Consider the following 16,373-nt stretch of genomic DNA (forward strand, 5'->3'; position numbering starts at 1 on the left):
CACCAAGGCCGCCGCCGCGCCATCCACCACGGCGCAACTGTTGCCGGCGGTTTGCACCCCGCCGGGATGCACGGCGCGCAAGCGTTTCAAGCTCGCAAGGTCGGTGGGCCGAGGGTGGCTGTCCGCGCTGACGGCACCGGTCCCACGCGCCAGGCTGATGCCTCTGGGCTGGTATCCCTCAAGTTCGAATACCTGGTTATCGACCGTCACCACCTCGTCAACCCAAGCGCCGTCATGCTGCGCCTGCAACGCTCGCTGGTGGCTGGCGCAGGCGTAGCGATCCACTGCCTCGCGGCCCAGGCCATAACGGCGCGCCAGGTTGTCGGCCGTGGCGATCATGTCCAGACCCGGGGCCGGGTCATACAAGGCTTCCCACAGAAAATCCTTGAACTGGACCTCGCCGCCAAGACGAAACCCGCCCCTGTGGGTGTAAGCCGCGATGGGGTTGCGCGACATGGATTCACTGGCCACACACAAGGCCAGTTGCCCGCCGTCGCGCAGTTGCCCGGCAGCCTGGCGCAACAGTTCGAAACCGGTGGCGCAGATGCGCTGCACCCCCAATGCCGGGACCGCTTGCGCCACCCCGCTGTACAAGCCGATATGCCGTGGCAGCAAGTAGGCATCGAAACTGGCCTGGGCCATGGAGCCGGCCAGAACGCTGTCCACTGCCTGCGGTTCAATACCCGCACGGGCCAGTACCTCACGGCCCACCTTGATCCCCAAGTCGATGGGTGAGACCTGAGACAGTGCGCCACCCAGGTCAATCCAGGGGGTGCGCACGGCCTCGAGAATCGCCACATCGGCAAATGCCGAATACTGCCCGTTCAAGGCTTGGGCTCGGCGCGCAGGATCGTGGCCTCTTCGCCGCGATACAACGCCTCGACCTTGGCCGCGCGCCATTGCAGCACGGCGCGCTGGTTGATCGAACCTTTGTCGGTGATTTCCCCACGATCAATGGACGCCGGCTCGTCGAGCAGGGCAATCCATTCCAGGCGACTGGCATTGCCGGTCACCCCGCGATTGAGGCGTTGCAACCAATCGCCGAACCACTGGCGCACCGGCGCGCTGCCGAGCACGTCGGCGTCGCTGGCGTCGGCGTCCAGGCCCGCCAGCCGACGGCATTCGTAGAGCCTGGGGAACACCAGTGCTCCGAGGCACTCGCGATCGGGCGCGGTAATCACCAGGTCCTGCACATAGGGCGAGCCGTCGAGCACCGCGCGATTGCGCAACGGACCAACGCTGACAAACACCCCGGAAGAGAGCTTGAAATCCTCGGCAATTCGCCCATCGAACATTAGGCCCAGTTGCGGCTGCTGAGGGTCGGCGAGCTTGATCGCGTCTCCTGAACAGTAGAACCCTTGTTCATCGAACACCTCGGCGGTTTGCTGGGGGGCTCGCCAGTATCCCGGCATGATATGCGGCCCGCGAAAGCGCCCTTCGAACTTGCCGTCCACCGGCACCAGGCGCACCTCGCAGCCCGGCGCGGGCAAGCCGATATAGCCGGCCATGGACAACGGCCCGGTGGTGAAGGTGCAGGACGGTGCGGCTTCGGTCATGCCTAGCCCGGCCATCATGCGGATGCGTTCACCGCAGTGCTGTTCGGCTACGCGATCGAGGCGATCCCAGATACTTTGGGACAGGCCGGCGGCGGCGAAGAAGAACAGTTTCATCCGCGCAAAAAAACATTCGCGCAACTCGGCGTCCTGTTCCAGGGCGTTGACCAGTTCTTCCCAGCCCTTGGGCACCGTGAGGTAAGCCGTGGGCGAAATCTCCTTGAGGTTGCGCAAGGTCTGGGCAAAACCCTGGACCGTCGGCTTGCCGTCGTCCAGATAAAAGGTGCCGCCGTTGTAGAGCACGATGCCGACGTTGTGGCTGCCGCCAAAGGTGTGATTCCACGGCAGCCAGTCCACCAGCACCGGAGGCTCCTCACCGAACACCGGAAACGTCTGCAACAGCATCTGCTGGTTGGCGCAGAGCATGCGCTGCGTGGTGATCACGGCCTTGGGCAATTTGGTCGAGCCCGAGGTGAAGAGAAACTTGGCGATGCTGTCAGGACCGGTGGCCTGGAACGCCGCATCGGCCTCGGCGCCGCCCGGCGTTTGCAGCAGGCTCGCAAAGCTGGCCTGAGTACGCCCGGGGACGTGGCCGCGCACGCAAATCAACGGAGTTTCGGCCGGCAATACGGCCTCGATCGCACGCTGGTAGGCCGCCGCATCGCTGACGAATACCAGCCCGGGTTGCAGCAGGTCACAGACATGCCGCAGCTTGGCGAAATCCTGGGACAACAACGCGTACGCCGGCGAGACCGGGCAGTAAGGAATACCGGCGTACATGGCGCCGAGGGCGACCTGCAAATGCTCGATGTCGTTGCCCGACAGCAATGCCAGCGGCTTGTCCGCCGACAGCCCGTAATTCAGCAGGCCCTGGGCAATCGCGCGCACACTGTCGAGCATCTCGCGGTAGCTGACACGGCGCCAATCCCCACCGGCCTGGCGGGCCGCGATAAACGTCTGCTCGGGCCGTACCCGAGCCCAATGCACCAGGCGATCGAGCAGGCGCGCCGGCAACTCGGCCAGGGGCTCCAGGGAGCGCATGTGCAACACGCCGTGTTCTTCAGTGACCGCCACCGGCGCGTGGCCGATGGAGACCTCGCGGTATCGCGGTGCGGGTTGGGGTTGCGGTCGGGATTCGGAACTCACAAGGATGTCCTCCAGCAAAGCGGATCACAGCCGCCTTGTTATTGTTAGGTCGCAGCAACTGCTCAGATCGGGTAATGCCGTGGCCCGTTCTGCAAGGTCACCCAACGCAATTGCGTGAAGTGCTCAATGGACGCCTTGCCACCAAAGCTGCCGTACCCACTGGACTTGACCCCGCCAAACGGCATCTGCGCCTCGTCATGCACGGTTGGGCCGTTGATATGGCAAATACCCGACTCGAGCCGCTGGGCCAGTGCCAGCGCGCGCCCGGTGTCGCGACTGAAGATCGCCGCCGACAGGCCGAACTCGGAATCGTTGGCCAGGCGCAACAAGGCTTCATCACCCTCACCACGCAGCAGGACGGCCACCGGGCCAAAGGACTCTTCGCGGTACAAGCGCATGTGTTCGGTGACACCCTCGATCAGGGTCGGCTGCAGGATGCTGCCCTCCAGTTGGCCGCCCACCACCAGCCGCGCGCCCTTGGCCAGGGCATCGTCGATCAGGGCCTTGATGCGTGTGCCGGCGCTGGCATCCACCAGGGAGCCCAGCACCGAATCCGCCGCAGCGGGGTCACCCGCACGCAAGGTCGCGACCTTGGCCGCCAGCTTGGCGGTGAACGCATCGGCGACCCTGGCATCGACGATCAGGCGTTCGGTGGACATGCAAATCTGGCCCTGGTTGAAATAGGCGCCAAAGGCCGCCGCCGCCACAGCGGCGTCAAGATCGGCATCGTCGAGCACCAGCAACGGTGCCTTGCCGCCCAGTTCAAGCAATGCCGGCTTGAGATGACGCGCCGAGAGTTCGCCTACAATCCGCCCGACATGGGTCGAGCCGGTGAAGTTGACCCGCCGCACGGCCGGGTTGGCGATCAGCCGCTCGACAATCGCGGCGGCATCGGCCGGAGCATTGCTGATGACGTTGACCACGCCATCGCCAAGGCCGGCATCCTGCAACACCTGGCCGATCAGGCGGTGCACCGCCGGGCTTAATTCCGAGGCCTTGAGCACCACGGTATTACCGCAGGCCAGCGGCATGGCGATGGCGCGTGTGGCGAGGATGACCGGGGCGTTCCACGGCGCGATGCCCAGCACCACACCGCACGGTTGACGCAAGGCCATGGCGAAACTGCCGGGGACATCGGAGGGGATCACCTCCCCCGTGATCTGGGTGGTCATCGACGCTGCTTCGCGCAGCATATTGGCCGCCAGGCGCACATTGAAGCCATACCAGTTGGCCATGGCGCCGGTCTCGCCGGCGGCGGCGATGAATTCGCTGCTGCGCGCCTGCAATTGCTCGGCAGCGTTGAGCAAGCGGGTGCGGCGCTCGTTGGGCGCCAGCGCCGCCCACGCGGGGAACGCGGCGTGGGCGGCGGCGACCGCGGCGTCGGCATCTTCCAGGGTCGCGGCGGCCACTCGGGAGACCACTTCACCGGTCACCGGGTTGCGACGCTCGAAGGTTCGACCGTCACGGGCGGGGCACGACTGGCCGCCGATCAACAGGGGCACGTCCAGCATGGTGATTCCTCTTTATTGTCTTTATCGGGAATACGTTCAAGCAGGGTACAACGGCGCGGCCAGGCGGCCGCGCCCTTCAGCGTTTATACGCCTGCAGGCCAGGCTTGATGCTCTTGTCGTCGAGGAACTGTTTCATGCCCTGCTCGCGACCGCCTTCGGTGTCGAGCAGGCGCGACTGATCGAGCTTGGCGTAGAGGTAATCCTCGTTCTGCTCCCAGGTCAGCTCGCGGCAGCGCTTGAAGCCATGCTTGGCGGCACGCAGCACCACCGGGTTTTTCTCCAGCAGGTTACGCGCCAGTTCGATGGTCACTTCGCGCAGTTGAGCCAGGGGCACGCTTTCGTTGACCAGGCCCATTTCGGCGGCTTTCTGCCCGCCGAAGGTCTTGCCGGTCATGATGTAGTACAGCGATTGGCGATGGCCCACGGTGTCGGCCATGGCCTTGCTCACCAGGTTGCCTGGCGGGATGCCCCAGTTGATTTCCGAGAGGCCGAAGGTCGCTTCGTCGGCGCAGATCGCCAAGTCGCACGCCACCAACGGGCTGAAGCCACCGCCGAAGCACCAGCCATTGACCATAGCGATGGTCGGCTTGGCGTACATGCGCAGCAGTTTCCACTGCCATTGCGAGGCTTCGCGGCGGATTTTTTCCTGGAGGATTTCCGGGCCGGCATCCACCTCGCGAAAGTATTCCTTGAGGTCCATGCCCGCCGTCCAGGCTTCGCCCGCACCGGTGAGAACCAGCACGCCGGCGGCAGGGTCCTGCTCGAGGGTTTCCAGCACGTCGATCATTTCCCGGTTCAGGGTGGGGCTCATGGCGTTGCGTTTTTCCGGACGATTAAGAATGACCCAGGCGATGCCTTCTTCGATCTCAACCTTGACTGTGGTCCAACGGCCTTCGTAATTGCTCATGGCGGTACGCTCTTGTTCTGGGTGTGAAGATGATTCGAAATTAAACCGCAAATATAGTTATGTCAATTAACTATTAATCTTAATAACCAATATTTTTTCTGCTTAAAACCCACGCGTAGCTGACGCTGTGAAAACCCGGCGTAGCCATAGCGCGCCAACACCGGCAAACTAGATAGTCTTATTAACCTGCACCTTTTGAGGATTGCACTGCCAATGGCCAAGCCTTCCAACATCGCCGCCGCCAGCCAGGCCCTGCCCGACAACGACGAGGTACGGCCGCCGCTGGATTCAGCCCTGGACGATCTGATCGGCTACGCCATGCGCCGCGCCCAGCTCAAGCTGTTCCAGAACCTGATCGGCCGGTTGTCGGACCACGACCTGCGCCCGGCGCAATTCTCGGCCCTGGCGATCATCGAGCAGAACCCCGGGCTGATGCAGGCCGACCTGGCGCGCGCCCTGGCCATTGAGCCGCCCCAGGTGGTGCCGTTGCTGAACAAGCTGGAAAGCCGCGCGCTGGCCGTGCGGGTACGCTGCAAGCCGGACAAACGCTCCTACGGGATCTTCCTCAGCAAGACCGGCGAAACCCTGCTCAAGGAACTCAAGGCAATCGCCGCACAGAGTGACCTCGACGCCACCGCCGCCCTCGACGGCCAGGAGCGTGAAGAGCTGCTGCGCTTGCTGAAGAAGGTCTACCAGGACTGATCGGCCTACCAGAGCGCCACGGTGTAGAGCACCAGAAAACGGGTCTGGTTTTCATCGCGAAAGGCCGCGCCGCTCGGGAAGTCATTGCGGTAGATCGACTTTCGCGCCATGAACCCGACGTTCTTCAGCGGGCCGCTCTGGATCACATACCCCAGTTCCATCTGGAACTCGCGCTCCTTGCGATCCTCGGCGTTGAAAGCGGCCAGTTCGATGTGGTCGCCACGCACGTAGCGCAGCCGCGTCTTCAGCCCAGGCACTCCCGATGCCGCGAAGTCATAGTCGTAGATGGCTTGCCAGGTGCGCTCCTTGGCGTTGAGAAAGTCCGAACTCATGGTCAGTTCGCTCATGCCCATCAACTCCGTTCCCGAGATATAGGGCGTGGCCGTCTCCCCGCTTGAGTGCATGTAGCCAAGGCTGACGCGATGGCCGCCCAGGCGATAGCCAAACAACGCCGAGAGGTTGCGGTTATCCACCCTGCCCGCCTTGGCACTGCCATCCTCACGGCTGAAAAAACTGCGCAGGTCGCTGGTGAGCACGCCATCACCCACCGGCAAGTTATGCAGCAGCGCCAGGGTGTCCTGCTGGTAGAGGTCCGCGATCTGCGAGTGATAGACCCGCAGGCTGAGGTCTTTGTTGACCTGGTAATCACCGCCGACGTAAGCCAGGTGCGAGGTGGTGGCGGTGGCGTTGAAGCGCCGGTTGGGCGAGGCGATCGTCATCGCCTGGTAGTCGGTGGAGTCGCGTTTGTTGATGCGGTCGATATAGCCCGTGTTGAGGGTCAGGCCATTGATGTCCTTGGAGCTCAAGGTGGTGCCGCGAAAGGTTTGCGGCAGCAGCCGCGACGGACTGGCAAAGGCAAACGGCAGGAAGATCGACACATCGCCGGCCTTGACCGTGGTTTGGGCGAACCGCAGCTTGGCGGTTGGGGCCAGGCGCGAGTACTCGTCGGCGGCGCGCTTGTCGCTGGCCGACACCGGCAACAACTCGGTACCGCTGCGGTCCGGCGAAGAGTCGAGCTTGACCCCCATCAACCCGCGTACATCCAGGCCAAAGCCTACCGGGCCAGGGGTGTAACCCGATTCCAGGTTGAGGATGAACGCCTGGGCCCATTCCCGCGCGGCGGTCTTCGCACCGTCGTCCTTGTAGTCACGGTCCAGGTAGTAATTGCGCAAGGTCAGGGTGCCGTGGCTGTCGTCGATAAAGCCTGCAGCCCACAGCGAACCGGGCAACACGCTCAAGGCCAGCAAGGCCAGCAGCCGGCGTGGAGTGGTGTTCGACGCACAGGAGACGGACGCCGCGGCAACGGCGTCCTCTATAGGGAGTTCTGGCATGTTCGATGTCCATTTTTGTTGTTGTTTTTGGGTTGGCACACGCTCGGCCCTGTCAGCCTCGCGAGCCAAGAATGGAAACAGCCGAGGTGACTCGTCAACCGTAACCGACCGATAATCGAACATTAATAAAGCTATCTATTTTTTAGCCACCCATGGATCAATATCTCAATACATTGAATTTTATTGTTTTATTCTTGTTTTTTGAGTGATTTATTCCACCATTCATTTTTTAGTTATATTTGTTATCTTAATCCTCAGCAGCCACTCAAGCTCGCCCCCCCAACAAAAACAACAACAATGAGGTTTGCCATGGACAGTTCATCGCGTCGTTCGACGCTGACTATTGCGTTGTGCTTTATCGTTGCGCTGATCGAAGGGTTCGATCTGCAAGCCGCCGGCACCGCCGCCGCCGGGTTGCGTCAAACCTTCGCCCTGGACCCGAAGATGCTCGGCTGGGTGTTCAGCGTCGGCATCATCGGCTTGCTGCCGGGGGCGTTCTTCGGCGGCTGGGTTGCCGACCGGATCGGGCGCAAGAAAATCCTGGTCAGCGCCGTGCTGCTGTTCGGGCTGTTTTCCCTGAGCACCGCATTTGTCGAGAGCTACTCAAGCTTGTTGCTGGTGCGTTTTCTTACCGGCCTGGGCCTGGGCGCCGCGCTGCCCAACCTGATCGCGCTGTGCGCCGAAGCGGTGAGCGAGCGCAACCGTGGCACGGCCATCAGCGTGATGTACTGCGGGGTGCCGCTGGGGGGTGCATTGGCCGCAGTGGTGGCGATGTTTTCCAGTGAGCACTGGCAGACCACGTTTATCATTGGCGGCCTGGCGCCCTTGCTGGCCGTACCGTTGATGATCCTGCTGCTGCCTGAGTCCAGCGCCTTTCGCCAACAGCGCGACACCCCCCACGGCGCCCGCCCCTCCACCGGCCAGGCACTGTTCGGCGAGGGTCGCGCCCGCACCACACTGGCCTTGTGGCTCAGCTACTTCTTCACCTTGACCGTGATGTACATGCTGCTGAACTGGCTGCCGTCGCTGTTGCTGGAACAGGGTTTCAGCAAACCCCAGGCGGGCATGGTGCAGATGCTCTTCAATATCGGCGGCGCCTTGGGTTCGCTGCTCGGCGGCGTGCTGCTGGACCGCTGCAATGCCGTCAACGTGGTGTTGTCGGTGTATGCCGGGTTGCTGGCGGCATTGGCCGGGGTCGGGTTGTCGGTGGGCATCGTGCCCATGGCCATCGCTGGTTTTGCCGCCGGCTTGTTCGTGATGGCTGCGCAGTTGGTGCTGTACGCCTCTGCACCGCCCTCGTATCCGACCTCGGTGCGTGCCACCGGCGTCGGTGCCGCCGTGGCTGTCGGCCGCCTGGGTTCAGTGGCCGGGCCCCTGGCGGCCGGGCAACTGCTTGCCGCCGGCGCCGGCACCGCCGGGGTACTGCTGGCGACGTCCCCCGGGGTGGTGATTGCCGCACTGACCATCATCAGCGTGATGGTGCGTACGGCGCCCACTAGAACTTATGCAGCCAATTGAGCACCAGTTTGTTGCCCTCAGTGCGGTTCTCAGCCTGCTGTTCAAAGTAGGCGTTTACCGATAGCACATCTTCCTTGCTGAACGCATAGACCAGGCCTGGGCCAATGGCCCAGACCTTCTCCCGGCGCCCGCTCACGGCGCGTCCATCGACCCGGGTGTCGGTGATTTGCTTCAACCAATAGCCGTTGACCCCCACGCTCAGTTGCTGGTTCAAGGCATATTGCAGCGTCAGATTGGCATGCAATGCCTGGCCGGCCTGGGTATCGGAAACATCCCCGAAGCCTGCCTGCGGATCATCATTCTTGCCATTCCACAGGTACATGAAACGCCCGCTCGCCGACCATTTCGGGCTGAACCAGTACGTCGCCGCGTAATACGGGTTGAATGACCAGAAGTTGCTGCCGGGGTTGATCGAACGATTGCGGTCATAGGCGCCCACCGGGATCGACACATCAGCCTCCACACGCTGGGTCAGCAGCGGGCTGCCATCGGCGCGGCTCAGGGTCGGCAGTTGCAGGAAGGCACCGACCGTCAGATCACCAAAGCCGGCACGGGAACTCAGCGCCGCATTGTTCAACCCATCGTCGACATTCACGTGGGCCAGGGAGGTGTTGATCAGGGTGAATCCGGGCATCGCGCCATTGGCCAGGGGCTGGCCGACGTAGATGATCTGCGTGGTGGGCGCCACCACTTCCACATCCTGCCTGGGCAACGCCAGCTTGTTGCCGTGGGCATCGTTGAAACGGCTCGCTCGGGAGTACGTCAGGTATTCCTCCAGGTACCAGCCGGGCCCAGCCGGGGCCGGTGAGCCGTCGTAGAAACTGGTGGTACCCAGGTTGAGTCCGGGCAGGTCATAAGCATGTGCAATCGGTGACAGTGCGACAAACGTGGTGGCCGCAACCGTCCGCAAGATAGGCTTGAGCATCTTGTATGTCCTGTATTTTTGTTGTTGTTCAAGACTCCCGGCACGGAGGGGCCGCACCGGGATTTATCGCTGTGGCAGGCCCTACACGTAGGTGGCGGCCAACCCGCCATCCACCGGCAGGTTGACCCCGTTGACCCAGCGCGAAGCGTCCGAGCAGAGGAAGGCAATCACCGCCGCCACCTCATCGGCCAGGGCTGGGCGGGTCATGCGCCGGCTGTCCTCGGCCACCCGCTGCGGCCCGAGCATGCTGACGAAATCGCCGAGAATCGGGGTAAACACCGGCCCCGGCGCCACGCAGTTGATACGCACCGAGTGATCGCGAAACCAGCCCTGGGATTGCTGGAAGCTCCACACGATCAGCGCTTCCTTGAAGTACTGATAACAGCTGGCCTGCTCCACCGGATTGGCCGCCAGCCACTGCTGCCCCGCCTCGAAGCTGGACGTCGCGGCCAGCGCCTTGTGCAGCTCCAGCCGTTGCGGCCATTGCGCGCCAAGCACCGAGGCGACATTGACGATGCTGCCGCCCGCCGGCATGCGTGGCAGCAGCGCTTGAGTCAGGTGCCGCAGCCCCAGATAATTGACCGTGGCCACCGCTTGCGTGGGCGCCGTACCGGGCACCCCGGCAATGTTGCACAGCCCGTCGACCCGCGCGGGCAGGCGCGCCACCAGGGCATCAATGCTGGCCGGGTCGCCCAGGTCAGCCTGGAAGAAGCCATCCAGGGTCAGTTGCGGTTCATGGCGATCCACACCGATCACCGTCGCGCCCTGGAAACGCGCGAGCCGTGCCAGTTCGGCGCCAATACCGGAAGCGACGCCGGTGACAATCAGGGTTTTGTTGTGCAGGTTCATGTTCAAGCCCTCTTATTTTTGTATAGGCATGGGTGTATCAAAGCGATGAGCCAGGGCCCGGAACGGCCACGGCTCAGAATGGATAGACAGGCGGCGTATTTTTTACCGTGACCCACTGCCACTGGCTGTACTCGTCCCAGTCGGCCGGCCCGCCGACGCTGCCGCCGTTGCCGGAGGCACCGCGCCCGCCGAACGGGTTGATGCATTCGTCGGCCACGGTCTGGTCGTTGATGTGCAGCAGGCCGCAGTCCAGCCGCTCACCGATGGCCATGGCGCGCCCGACCGACGGCGAGATGATGGCGGCCGAAAGGCCGTACTCCGTGCGGTTGGCCAGTTCGATCGCTTCCTCGTCGGTGGAGAAACTGACCACCGTGGCCACCGGGCCGAACAGCTCTTCCTCAAAGGCGCGCATGCCCGGACGTACGCCACTGAGCACGGTGGGCTGGTAGAACAACCGGTCATAGTCGCCGCCCGCCTCCAGCCGTGCGCCGGCCTGTACACTGTCACTGACGATTTCATGCACGCGCTGCAGTTGCCGTTGGTTGATCAACGGGCCGAGCGCCGCTTCACCCTGGGCGGCATTGCCCACAGTGAGCGCCCGCGCCTTGTCCACCAGCTTGCGGGTGAGGCTTTCGGCGATGGATTGATGCACGAGAATCAGCCCGGTCGCCATGCAGATTTGCCCCTGATGCAGCCAGGCGCCCCAGGCTGCATTGCTCGCGGCCAGGTCGAGGTCGGCGTCTTCGAGAATGATCAGCGGGTTTTTCCCGCCCAGCTCCAGTGCAACCTTTTTCAGGTGTCGACCGGCCACTTCAGCGACTTTGCGCCCCGCCGCCGTGGACCCGGTGAACGCAATCATCCGCACGTTCGGATCGCGGCACAGCGCTTCCCCCGCCGGCGCCGCGCCGGGCAACACCTGCAGCAGGCCCTTGGGCAAGCCCGCCTCTTCGAACAGCCGGGCAATGAGAAAACCCCCGCTGACCGGAGTCTGTGGGTCGGGTTTGAGCACCACGGCATTGCCCGCCGCCAGCGCCGGAGCCACTGAACGCAGTGACAGCACCAGCGGGAAGTTGAACGGTGAAATCACCCCGACCACACCGTGGGGCTGGCGCCGTGCATAGGACAGTCGGCCGGCAGCACTGGGCAGCACCACCCCGTGAGGTTGGGACAACAGCCCCGCCGCCTGATGCAGCAGCACAATCGCTTCACGCACTTCGTGCTCGCCCTTGTACAACGCGCCGCCGGTTTCCCGGGCGACGTACAGCGCCAGCTCGGCGAAGGACCGCTGGGCCAGGTCCGCCGCTCTGCGAAATACCTCGGCGCGCTCCCGTGGGCCCAACGCAGCCCAGGCAGGCTGCGCCAGAGCCGCACTGCGGCAGGCGATGGCAATGTCGGCCGCGTTGGCCATGGCGCAGCGCATCAGGGGTTCGCCGGTGGCGGGTTCAATCACGTCAATCACAGATCCCGAAACGGGAATCCAGTCGCCGTTGAACAGGCATTCGGACGCGATGGCCCGCTGTAGAAAGGGGGTGGTCTCAGACACTGGCATTGGCAACTCCGGTTCTTGTAATTGTCATCGTCTGCACAGGGTGCAAACGCCGCATCAGGTCTTGAGCAAAGGCTGTGCCGCTTGCACGCAACGGCGCGTACATAAACCGGCGAGGGCTCTGGGTCGAGGCCTGCCACGCAGCGCTCACACGCATGGGGCGTTCACCGGCAAAAAACCCGGGCTCTGCCACTTGTTCAATTGATAAGGTTATGTTTTATAACTATCTGAGCAGTTGCTCATATCGATCACTCGCTTTGCAGGGGCATAACAATGACTAATCCCCACAGCGCGCTGCCCGACGACCGGGTGGCCACCGCGCCCTACCCTCCGCGCGGCGACAGTCGCCAACTCAGTGACAGCAGCTCGCCCACCACCGCGGAACTGGCCGACTGCCTGTTCTTTTCCCCCGAAGACGGGCGCATCTGGCTCAACGATCAACGTATGTTGTTGCTGCACAGTTCGTCGTTCGGCGCCTTGCGCGCCGAGGTCATCGAGCGCCTGGGACTGGACCAGGCCCGGGGCCTGTTCACCCGCGCCGGTTATGCCTCCGGTGCACGGGATGCGCGCTTGATCCGCGAGCGCTGGCCACAGGCCGATGCCGCCGCGGTGTTTCGCGCCGGGACTCACCTGCACACCCTGGAAGGCATGACCAAGGTCGAACCGCTGCACTTCAAGTTCGATGCCGATTCGGGGTTCTATGAAGGGGAATTTCTCTGGCACCACTCGTGCGAAGCCGATGAACATGTAGGGGCCTACGGCATCGGCCAGGACCCGGTGTGCTGGACCGAAACCGGCTATGCCATCGGCTTCGTCAGTGGTCTCTTCGGGCAAATGGTGATTTTCCGCGAAGTGGAATGCCGTGGCATGGGCCATCACCGTTGCCGCGTGATTGGCAAGACCGCCGAGCAATGGGGTGATGTCGAGCAGGACCTACGCTACCTGAATGTGTCCCAGGCCGTCACTGGCCCTGCTACCCCCACGCTCGCAGGCCCCGTCGCCAGCAGTGGCGGAACCCGCCAGCCGCAACCGTTGGTGGGCGCCAGTGCCGCGTTCAACGCGGCGATGCAAGCGCTGCAACGGGTCGCGCTGACCCCGGCAACGGTGTTGATCAGCGGTGAGTCCGGCGTGGGCAAGGAGATGTTTGCGCGCCAGTTGCACCAGCTCAGTCGTCGCCATGACAGCCCGTTTGTGGCACTCAATTGCGCCGCCATCCCGGATAACCTGGTGGAGGCCGAACTCTTCGGTGTCGAACGCGGCGCCTACACCGGCGCGACGCACTCACGCCCCGGGCGGTTCGAACGGGCCCAGGGTGGCACCCTGTTCCTGGATGAAATCACCAGCCTCAGCCTGCCCGGGCAGAGCAAGTTGCTGCGAGCCTTGCAGGAACGGGAAATCGAACGGGTCGGCGGGGTGCGCGGGATCAAGGTGGATGTGCGCGTGGTGGCCGCCACCAATATCGACCTGCGTAAAGCGGTGGCAGACGGAAGCTTTCGCGAAGACCTGTTCTACCGGCTGAATGTATACCCCATCGCCCTGCCCCCGCTGCGTGAACGCCGGGACGACATCCCGCTGCTGATCAATGCGTTCCTGACGCGCTTCTGCCAGGACTACGCCCGGACCCCGGCAGGCCTGACCATGCGCGCCCTGAAGACGTTGCTGCGCTACGACTTCGCGGGCAATGTGCGCGAGCTGCAAAACCTCATCGAACGCGGCCTGATTGCAAGCGATGAAGGCCAGGCCATTGACCTGGTGCATCTGTTTCGCAACGAACCGATGCCCGCCGAGCCCTATGGCCTCGACGACCAGGGCGGCCTGTCAAATACCGCGCAGGCGCCGCGCGCGACGCTGCTGGGTACCCTCGACCCGTTGGACCAGGGGGTTTCCATCGAAGGCCTTGAATCGCGCCTGATCACTGAAGCGTTGCAACAAAGCGCCGGCAACCTGGCTGCGGCCGCCAGACTCGTGGGGCTCAGCCGTGCTCAATTTGCCTACCGTATGAAGAAGCACCAGCGGCAAACCCCTTGAATGGCAATTAGTGCTTTAAAAGCTTTACCCAATTAAGTATTTTGCAGGGGGTATGGGGCCGACACGCGCCCCTCTTTTTATTCGTGACAAGGATCTCCTGTGAGTGGACTGCGTGAACGTCAGAAAGCCGAGCGCCGGCAAGCTATCAGTAAAGCCGCGGTCGAACTGTTTGAGCGCCAGGGTTTCCAGAACACCACCATCGAACAGATCGCCAGCCAGGCCGGAGTGTCGCCGCCGACGGTGTTCAAGTACTTCGGCAACAAGCAGGAAATCATCCTGGAAATTCTGCACCACGCCGATCGACGCGCGATCATCGACACCCGCAGCCGGATCCACGAAATCGACGACCCGGTCGAAGCGCTCTGCCACCTGGAACGTCTTCTTACCGGCTATGCACTGGAAGTCATGCACCCCAGCCTGTGGCGTGAACTGCTGCCGCTGATCCTGTTCGGCGGCAGCAATGGACTGCCCGAAGGCTATCGGGCCATGAACGATGCACTGAGGGCCGAGATCAGCGAATTGCTGCGGGAATTGCAACAGGCCGGCAAGCTGCGCCCGCAACTCGATGTGGAATTGGCCGCGTTCCTGTTGAACGATTATTCGCACCTGCAACTGTTCCGGCTGGTGAACCAGGAACACCCGGATATCGACGCACACTCGATGCAGGTCAGGCGTATCACCGAGTTGCTGTTCTACGGCATGCAGGCCTGAGAGCTTCCAGGGTCGGGCCTCAGTAAAAGCGATAGCAACGAATCACCACCTGGTCGGCGCACGGGTAATGCACCAAGCCGATAAAACTTGAACGGGTGAGCCAGTCCAGCCGCCCCTTGGGCACCTGGAACACCGGCGTACAGGTGCAGCGGTACTCCGTCTCAGGAATCGGCCATTGGCCGTCGCGCTCCAGTTGGCGTCCGTACTCAGTCATGCTCAGCACACCCCGGTTACGGATGTTGATCACCTCGCCTTCGTCGGTCCTTACGCTGTAGCGGGCATCCAGTTGACCGATGCCATCGGGGCGCAAAAGAAAGCAATCTTCTCCACCCGCCAGGACCTGGCCGCTGATGCCGACCCCATCGAAATCCCCGCCCACAATCGGGTAATTGCAGCGCAGGCCTTCAACGCTGTCGCCCAGCATCACGCCCGGCCCTATCGCGACGCGAAGGGTCAGCACCCGCTGCAAGTTGGGGGCAATGTCCATCCGTTCAGTCATGGCAAGCTCCAAGCCCGGCGCGCACGCACCGGGCCACACTGATCAGCGGTTGCTCTTGATGGCGGTCCAGGTGCGGGTGCGGATGCGCTCCGCGGCAGCCGGGATCGGCTCCAGGGCGAACAGGGTCTTGCGCGCTTCGTCCGGCACATACATGTTCGGGTCGTTGCGGATGCTGGCGTCCACCAGCGCAGTGGCGTCCTTGTTCGGGTTGGGGTAGCCGATCTTGTTGCTGATGCGCGCAATCACGTCCGGGCGCAGGATGTAATTGATGAACGCATGGGCCTCCGCCAGATCGGGGGCCTTGGCCGGGATCGTCATCACGTCCGACCACATCGGCGCGCCTTCCTTGGGCAGTGCCATTTCGACCTTGACGCCCTTGCCAGCGGCATCTGCCAGTCGTGTGGCCAGTGCGACACCGCCGGACCAGCCCACGCCCACACAGATATCACCGTTGGCCAGGTCCATGCCGTAGCGCGACGAGTTGAAGTAACTGACGTAAGGGCGAATCTTCATCATCAGGGCCTGGGCTTGTACATAGTCCTCGCGCTTCTGGCTATTGGGGTCGAGGCCCTTGTAGTGCAAGGCAATCGGCAGGATCTCGTTGGCGGCGTCGAGAAAACCCACGCCACAACTGGCGAGCTTGGCGAGGTTTTCTTCCTTGAAGATGATGTCCCAGCTGTTCATCTGCACGTCAGGGCCGAGAGCTTTGCGCACCTTGTCGACGTTGTAGCCGATCAGCGTGGTGCCCCACAGGTAAGGCACGGCGTAGCGATTGCCGGAGTCACCTGCGGTTTCCAGGGTTTGCATGAATTGCGGGTCCAGGTGCTGCCAGTTTGGCAACTGCTTGCGATCCAGCGGCTGCACGGCACCGGCCGTGATCAAGCGTCCCAGGTTGGCGGAACCGGGAAACACCACGTCATATCCGGAGTTGCCCGTCAACAGCTTGGACTCCATGGTTTCGACGCTGTCGAACACATCGTAAATCGGGCGAATGCCGGTTTCCTCCTGAAAACTCTTGAGCACTTCGGGTGGCAGGTATTCGATCCAGTTGTAGATCCGTACGGTGCGTTCTTCAGCCAGGCAAACTCCACTGATGAGCAACGAGGCGACAGCGCCCAGCACGGTGTTACGCAAAAATCTGTTCATG

14 protein-coding genes are annotated in these 16,373 nt (G+C 63.0%); 4 read left to right on the plus strand and 10 right to left on the minus strand.

Annotated elements, in window-relative coordinates:
* The 4 genes from BFP93_RS11965 to BFP93_RS11980 form a co-directional block, all read right to left on the minus strand.
* Positions 1–828: thiolase family protein (locus BFP93_RS11965; RefSeq protein ID WP_065893276.1), on the minus strand; the 828-nt coding region annotated here is incomplete at its 3' end.
* Positions 825–2,699 carry a feruloyl-CoA synthase gene (locus BFP93_RS11970; protein ID WP_065893277.1) on the minus strand — a complete coding sequence of 625 codons (1,875 nt, stop codon included), beginning with the start codon at positions 2,697–2,699 and terminating at the stop codon, positions 825–827. The genes BFP93_RS11965 and BFP93_RS11970, both read right to left, overlap by 4 nt.
* Positions 2,700–2,761: 62 nt before the next feature.
* A complete protein-coding gene (locus BFP93_RS11975; RefSeq protein ID WP_065893278.1) occupies positions 2,762–4,210 on the minus strand; it encodes an aldehyde dehydrogenase in 1,449 nt (482 codons plus the stop codon).
* A 76-nt stretch (positions 4,211–4,286) separates the two neighbouring features.
* Positions 4,287–5,117 (minus strand): p-hydroxycinnamoyl CoA hydratase/lyase, encoded by an 831-nt coding sequence (locus BFP93_RS11980; protein WP_010567568.1) that lies wholly within the window; start codon positions 5,115–5,117, stop codon positions 4,287–4,289.
* 213 nt (positions 5,118–5,330) lie between these two features.
* Here BFP93_RS11980 and BFP93_RS11985 point away from each other — a divergent pair, with 213 nt between their 5' ends.
* A complete protein-coding gene (locus tag BFP93_RS11985; protein ID WP_065893279.1) occupies positions 5,331–5,819 on the plus strand; it encodes a MarR family winged helix-turn-helix transcriptional regulator in 489 nt (162 codons plus the stop codon).
* Between the two features lie 5 nt (positions 5,820–5,824).
* Here the strand turns inward: BFP93_RS11985 and BFP93_RS11990 are convergent, their stop codons facing one another.
* Positions 5,825–7,150, minus strand: a complete 1,326-nt coding sequence (locus BFP93_RS11990) for an OprD family porin (protein ID WP_065893280.1) — start codon at positions 7,148–7,150, stop codon at positions 5,825–5,827.
* A gap of 309 nt (positions 7,151–7,459) precedes the next feature.
* Here BFP93_RS11990 and mhpT point away from each other — a divergent pair, with 309 nt between their 5' ends.
* The gene (gene mhpT, locus BFP93_RS11995) at positions 7,460–8,668 is read left to right on the plus strand and encodes a 3-(3-hydroxy-phenyl)propionate transporter MhpT (RefSeq protein WP_065893281.1); all 1,209 of its coding nucleotides are present in this window, start codon (positions 7,460–7,462) and stop codon (positions 8,666–8,668) included.
* Here the strand turns inward: mhpT and BFP93_RS12000 are convergent.
* The 3 genes from BFP93_RS12000 to BFP93_RS12010 form a co-directional block, all read right to left on the minus strand.
* Positions 8,646–9,593 (minus strand): SphA family protein, encoded by a 948-nt coding sequence (locus BFP93_RS12000; protein WP_065893282.1) that lies wholly within the window; start codon positions 9,591–9,593, stop codon positions 8,646–8,648. The two genes, mhpT and BFP93_RS12000, sit on opposite strands and share 23 nt — an antisense overlap.
* A gap of 81 nt (positions 9,594–9,674) precedes the next feature.
* Positions 9,675–10,442 (minus strand): coniferyl-alcohol dehydrogenase, encoded by a 768-nt coding sequence (locus BFP93_RS12005; protein ID WP_065893283.1) that lies wholly within the window; start codon positions 10,440–10,442, stop codon positions 9,675–9,677.
* 73 nt (positions 10,443–10,515) lie between these two features.
* Positions 10,516–11,991: a benzaldehyde dehydrogenase gene (locus BFP93_RS12010; RefSeq protein WP_065893284.1), complete on the minus strand. Its 1,476-nt coding sequence runs from the start codon at positions 11,989–11,991 to the stop codon at positions 10,516–10,518.
* 270 nt (positions 11,992–12,261) lie between these two features.
* Here BFP93_RS12010 and BFP93_RS12015 point away from each other — a divergent pair, with 270 nt between their 5' ends.
* Together BFP93_RS12015 and BFP93_RS12020 are read left to right on the plus strand one after the other, a co-directional pair.
* Positions 12,262–14,016 carry a sigma-54-dependent Fis family transcriptional regulator gene (locus BFP93_RS12015; protein ID WP_065893285.1) on the plus strand — a complete coding sequence of 585 codons (1,755 nt, stop codon included), beginning with the start codon at positions 12,262–12,264 and terminating at the stop codon, positions 14,014–14,016.
* Positions 14,017–14,115: 99 nt separating this feature from the next.
* A complete protein-coding gene (locus tag BFP93_RS12020; RefSeq protein ID WP_065893286.1) occupies positions 14,116–14,727 on the plus strand; it encodes a TetR/AcrR family transcriptional regulator in 612 nt (203 codons plus the stop codon).
* 19 nt (positions 14,728–14,746) lie between these two features.
* On the opposite strand, the gene BFP93_RS12025 is transcribed toward BFP93_RS12020, so the two are convergent.
* Positions 14,747–15,226, minus strand: a complete 480-nt coding sequence (locus BFP93_RS12025; protein WP_017139047.1) for a DUF3237 domain-containing protein — start codon at positions 15,224–15,226, stop codon at positions 14,747–14,749.
* 42 nt (positions 15,227–15,268) lie between these two features.
* Complete coding sequence (locus BFP93_RS12030; protein ID WP_065893287.1) at positions 15,269–16,372, minus strand: polyamine ABC transporter substrate-binding protein; 1,104 nt, start codon at positions 16,370–16,372, stop codon at positions 15,269–15,271.
* Between the last annotated feature and the right edge of the window lies 1 nt (position 16,373).

The organism is Pseudomonas sp. 44 R 15 (assembly GCF_900004965.1).
Lineage (GTDB): Bacteria > Pseudomonadota > Gammaproteobacteria > Pseudomonadales > Pseudomonadaceae > Aquipseudomonas > Aquipseudomonas orientalis_A.

Excerpts from the sequence above, each read along its gene's own strand:
- BFP93_RS11975 (WP_065893278.1), bottom strand. The coding sequence starts at position 4,210 with ATGCTGGACGTGCCCCTGTTGATCGGCGGCCAGTCGTGCCCCGCCCGT.
- BFP93_RS11980 (WP_010567568.1), bottom strand. The coding sequence starts at position 5,117 with ATGAGCAATTACGAAGGCCGTTGGACCACAGTCAAGGTTGAGATCGAA.
- BFP93_RS11985 (WP_065893279.1), top strand. The coding sequence starts at position 5,331 with ATGGCCAAGCCTTCCAACATCGCCGCCGCCAGCCAGGCCCTGCCCGAC.
- BFP93_RS11990 (WP_065893280.1), bottom strand. The coding sequence starts at position 7,150 with ATGCCAGAACTCCCTATAGAGGACGCCGTTGCCGCGGCGTCCGTCTCC.
- mhpT (WP_065893281.1), top strand. The coding sequence starts at position 7,460 with ATGGACAGTTCATCGCGTCGTTCGACGCTGACTATTGCGTTGTGCTTT.
- BFP93_RS12000 (WP_065893282.1), bottom strand. The coding sequence starts at position 9,593 with ATGCTCAAGCCTATCTTGCGGACGGTTGCGGCCACCACGTTTGTCGCA.
- BFP93_RS12005 (WP_065893283.1), bottom strand. The coding sequence starts at position 10,442 with ATGAACCTGCACAACAAAACCCTGATTGTCACCGGCGTCGCTTCCGGT.
- BFP93_RS12010 (WP_065893284.1), bottom strand. The coding sequence starts at position 11,991 with ATGCCAGTGTCTGAGACCACCCCCTTTCTACAGCGGGCCATCGCGTCC.
- BFP93_RS12015 (WP_065893285.1), top strand. The coding sequence starts at position 12,262 with ATGACTAATCCCCACAGCGCGCTGCCCGACGACCGGGTGGCCACCGCG.
- BFP93_RS12025 (WP_017139047.1), bottom strand. The coding sequence starts at position 15,226 with ATGACTGAACGGATGGACATTGCCCCCAACTTGCAGCGGGTGCTGACC.
- BFP93_RS12030 (WP_065893287.1), bottom strand. The coding sequence starts at position 16,372 with ATGAACAGATTTTTGCGTAACACCGTGCTGGGCGCTGTCGCCTCGTTG.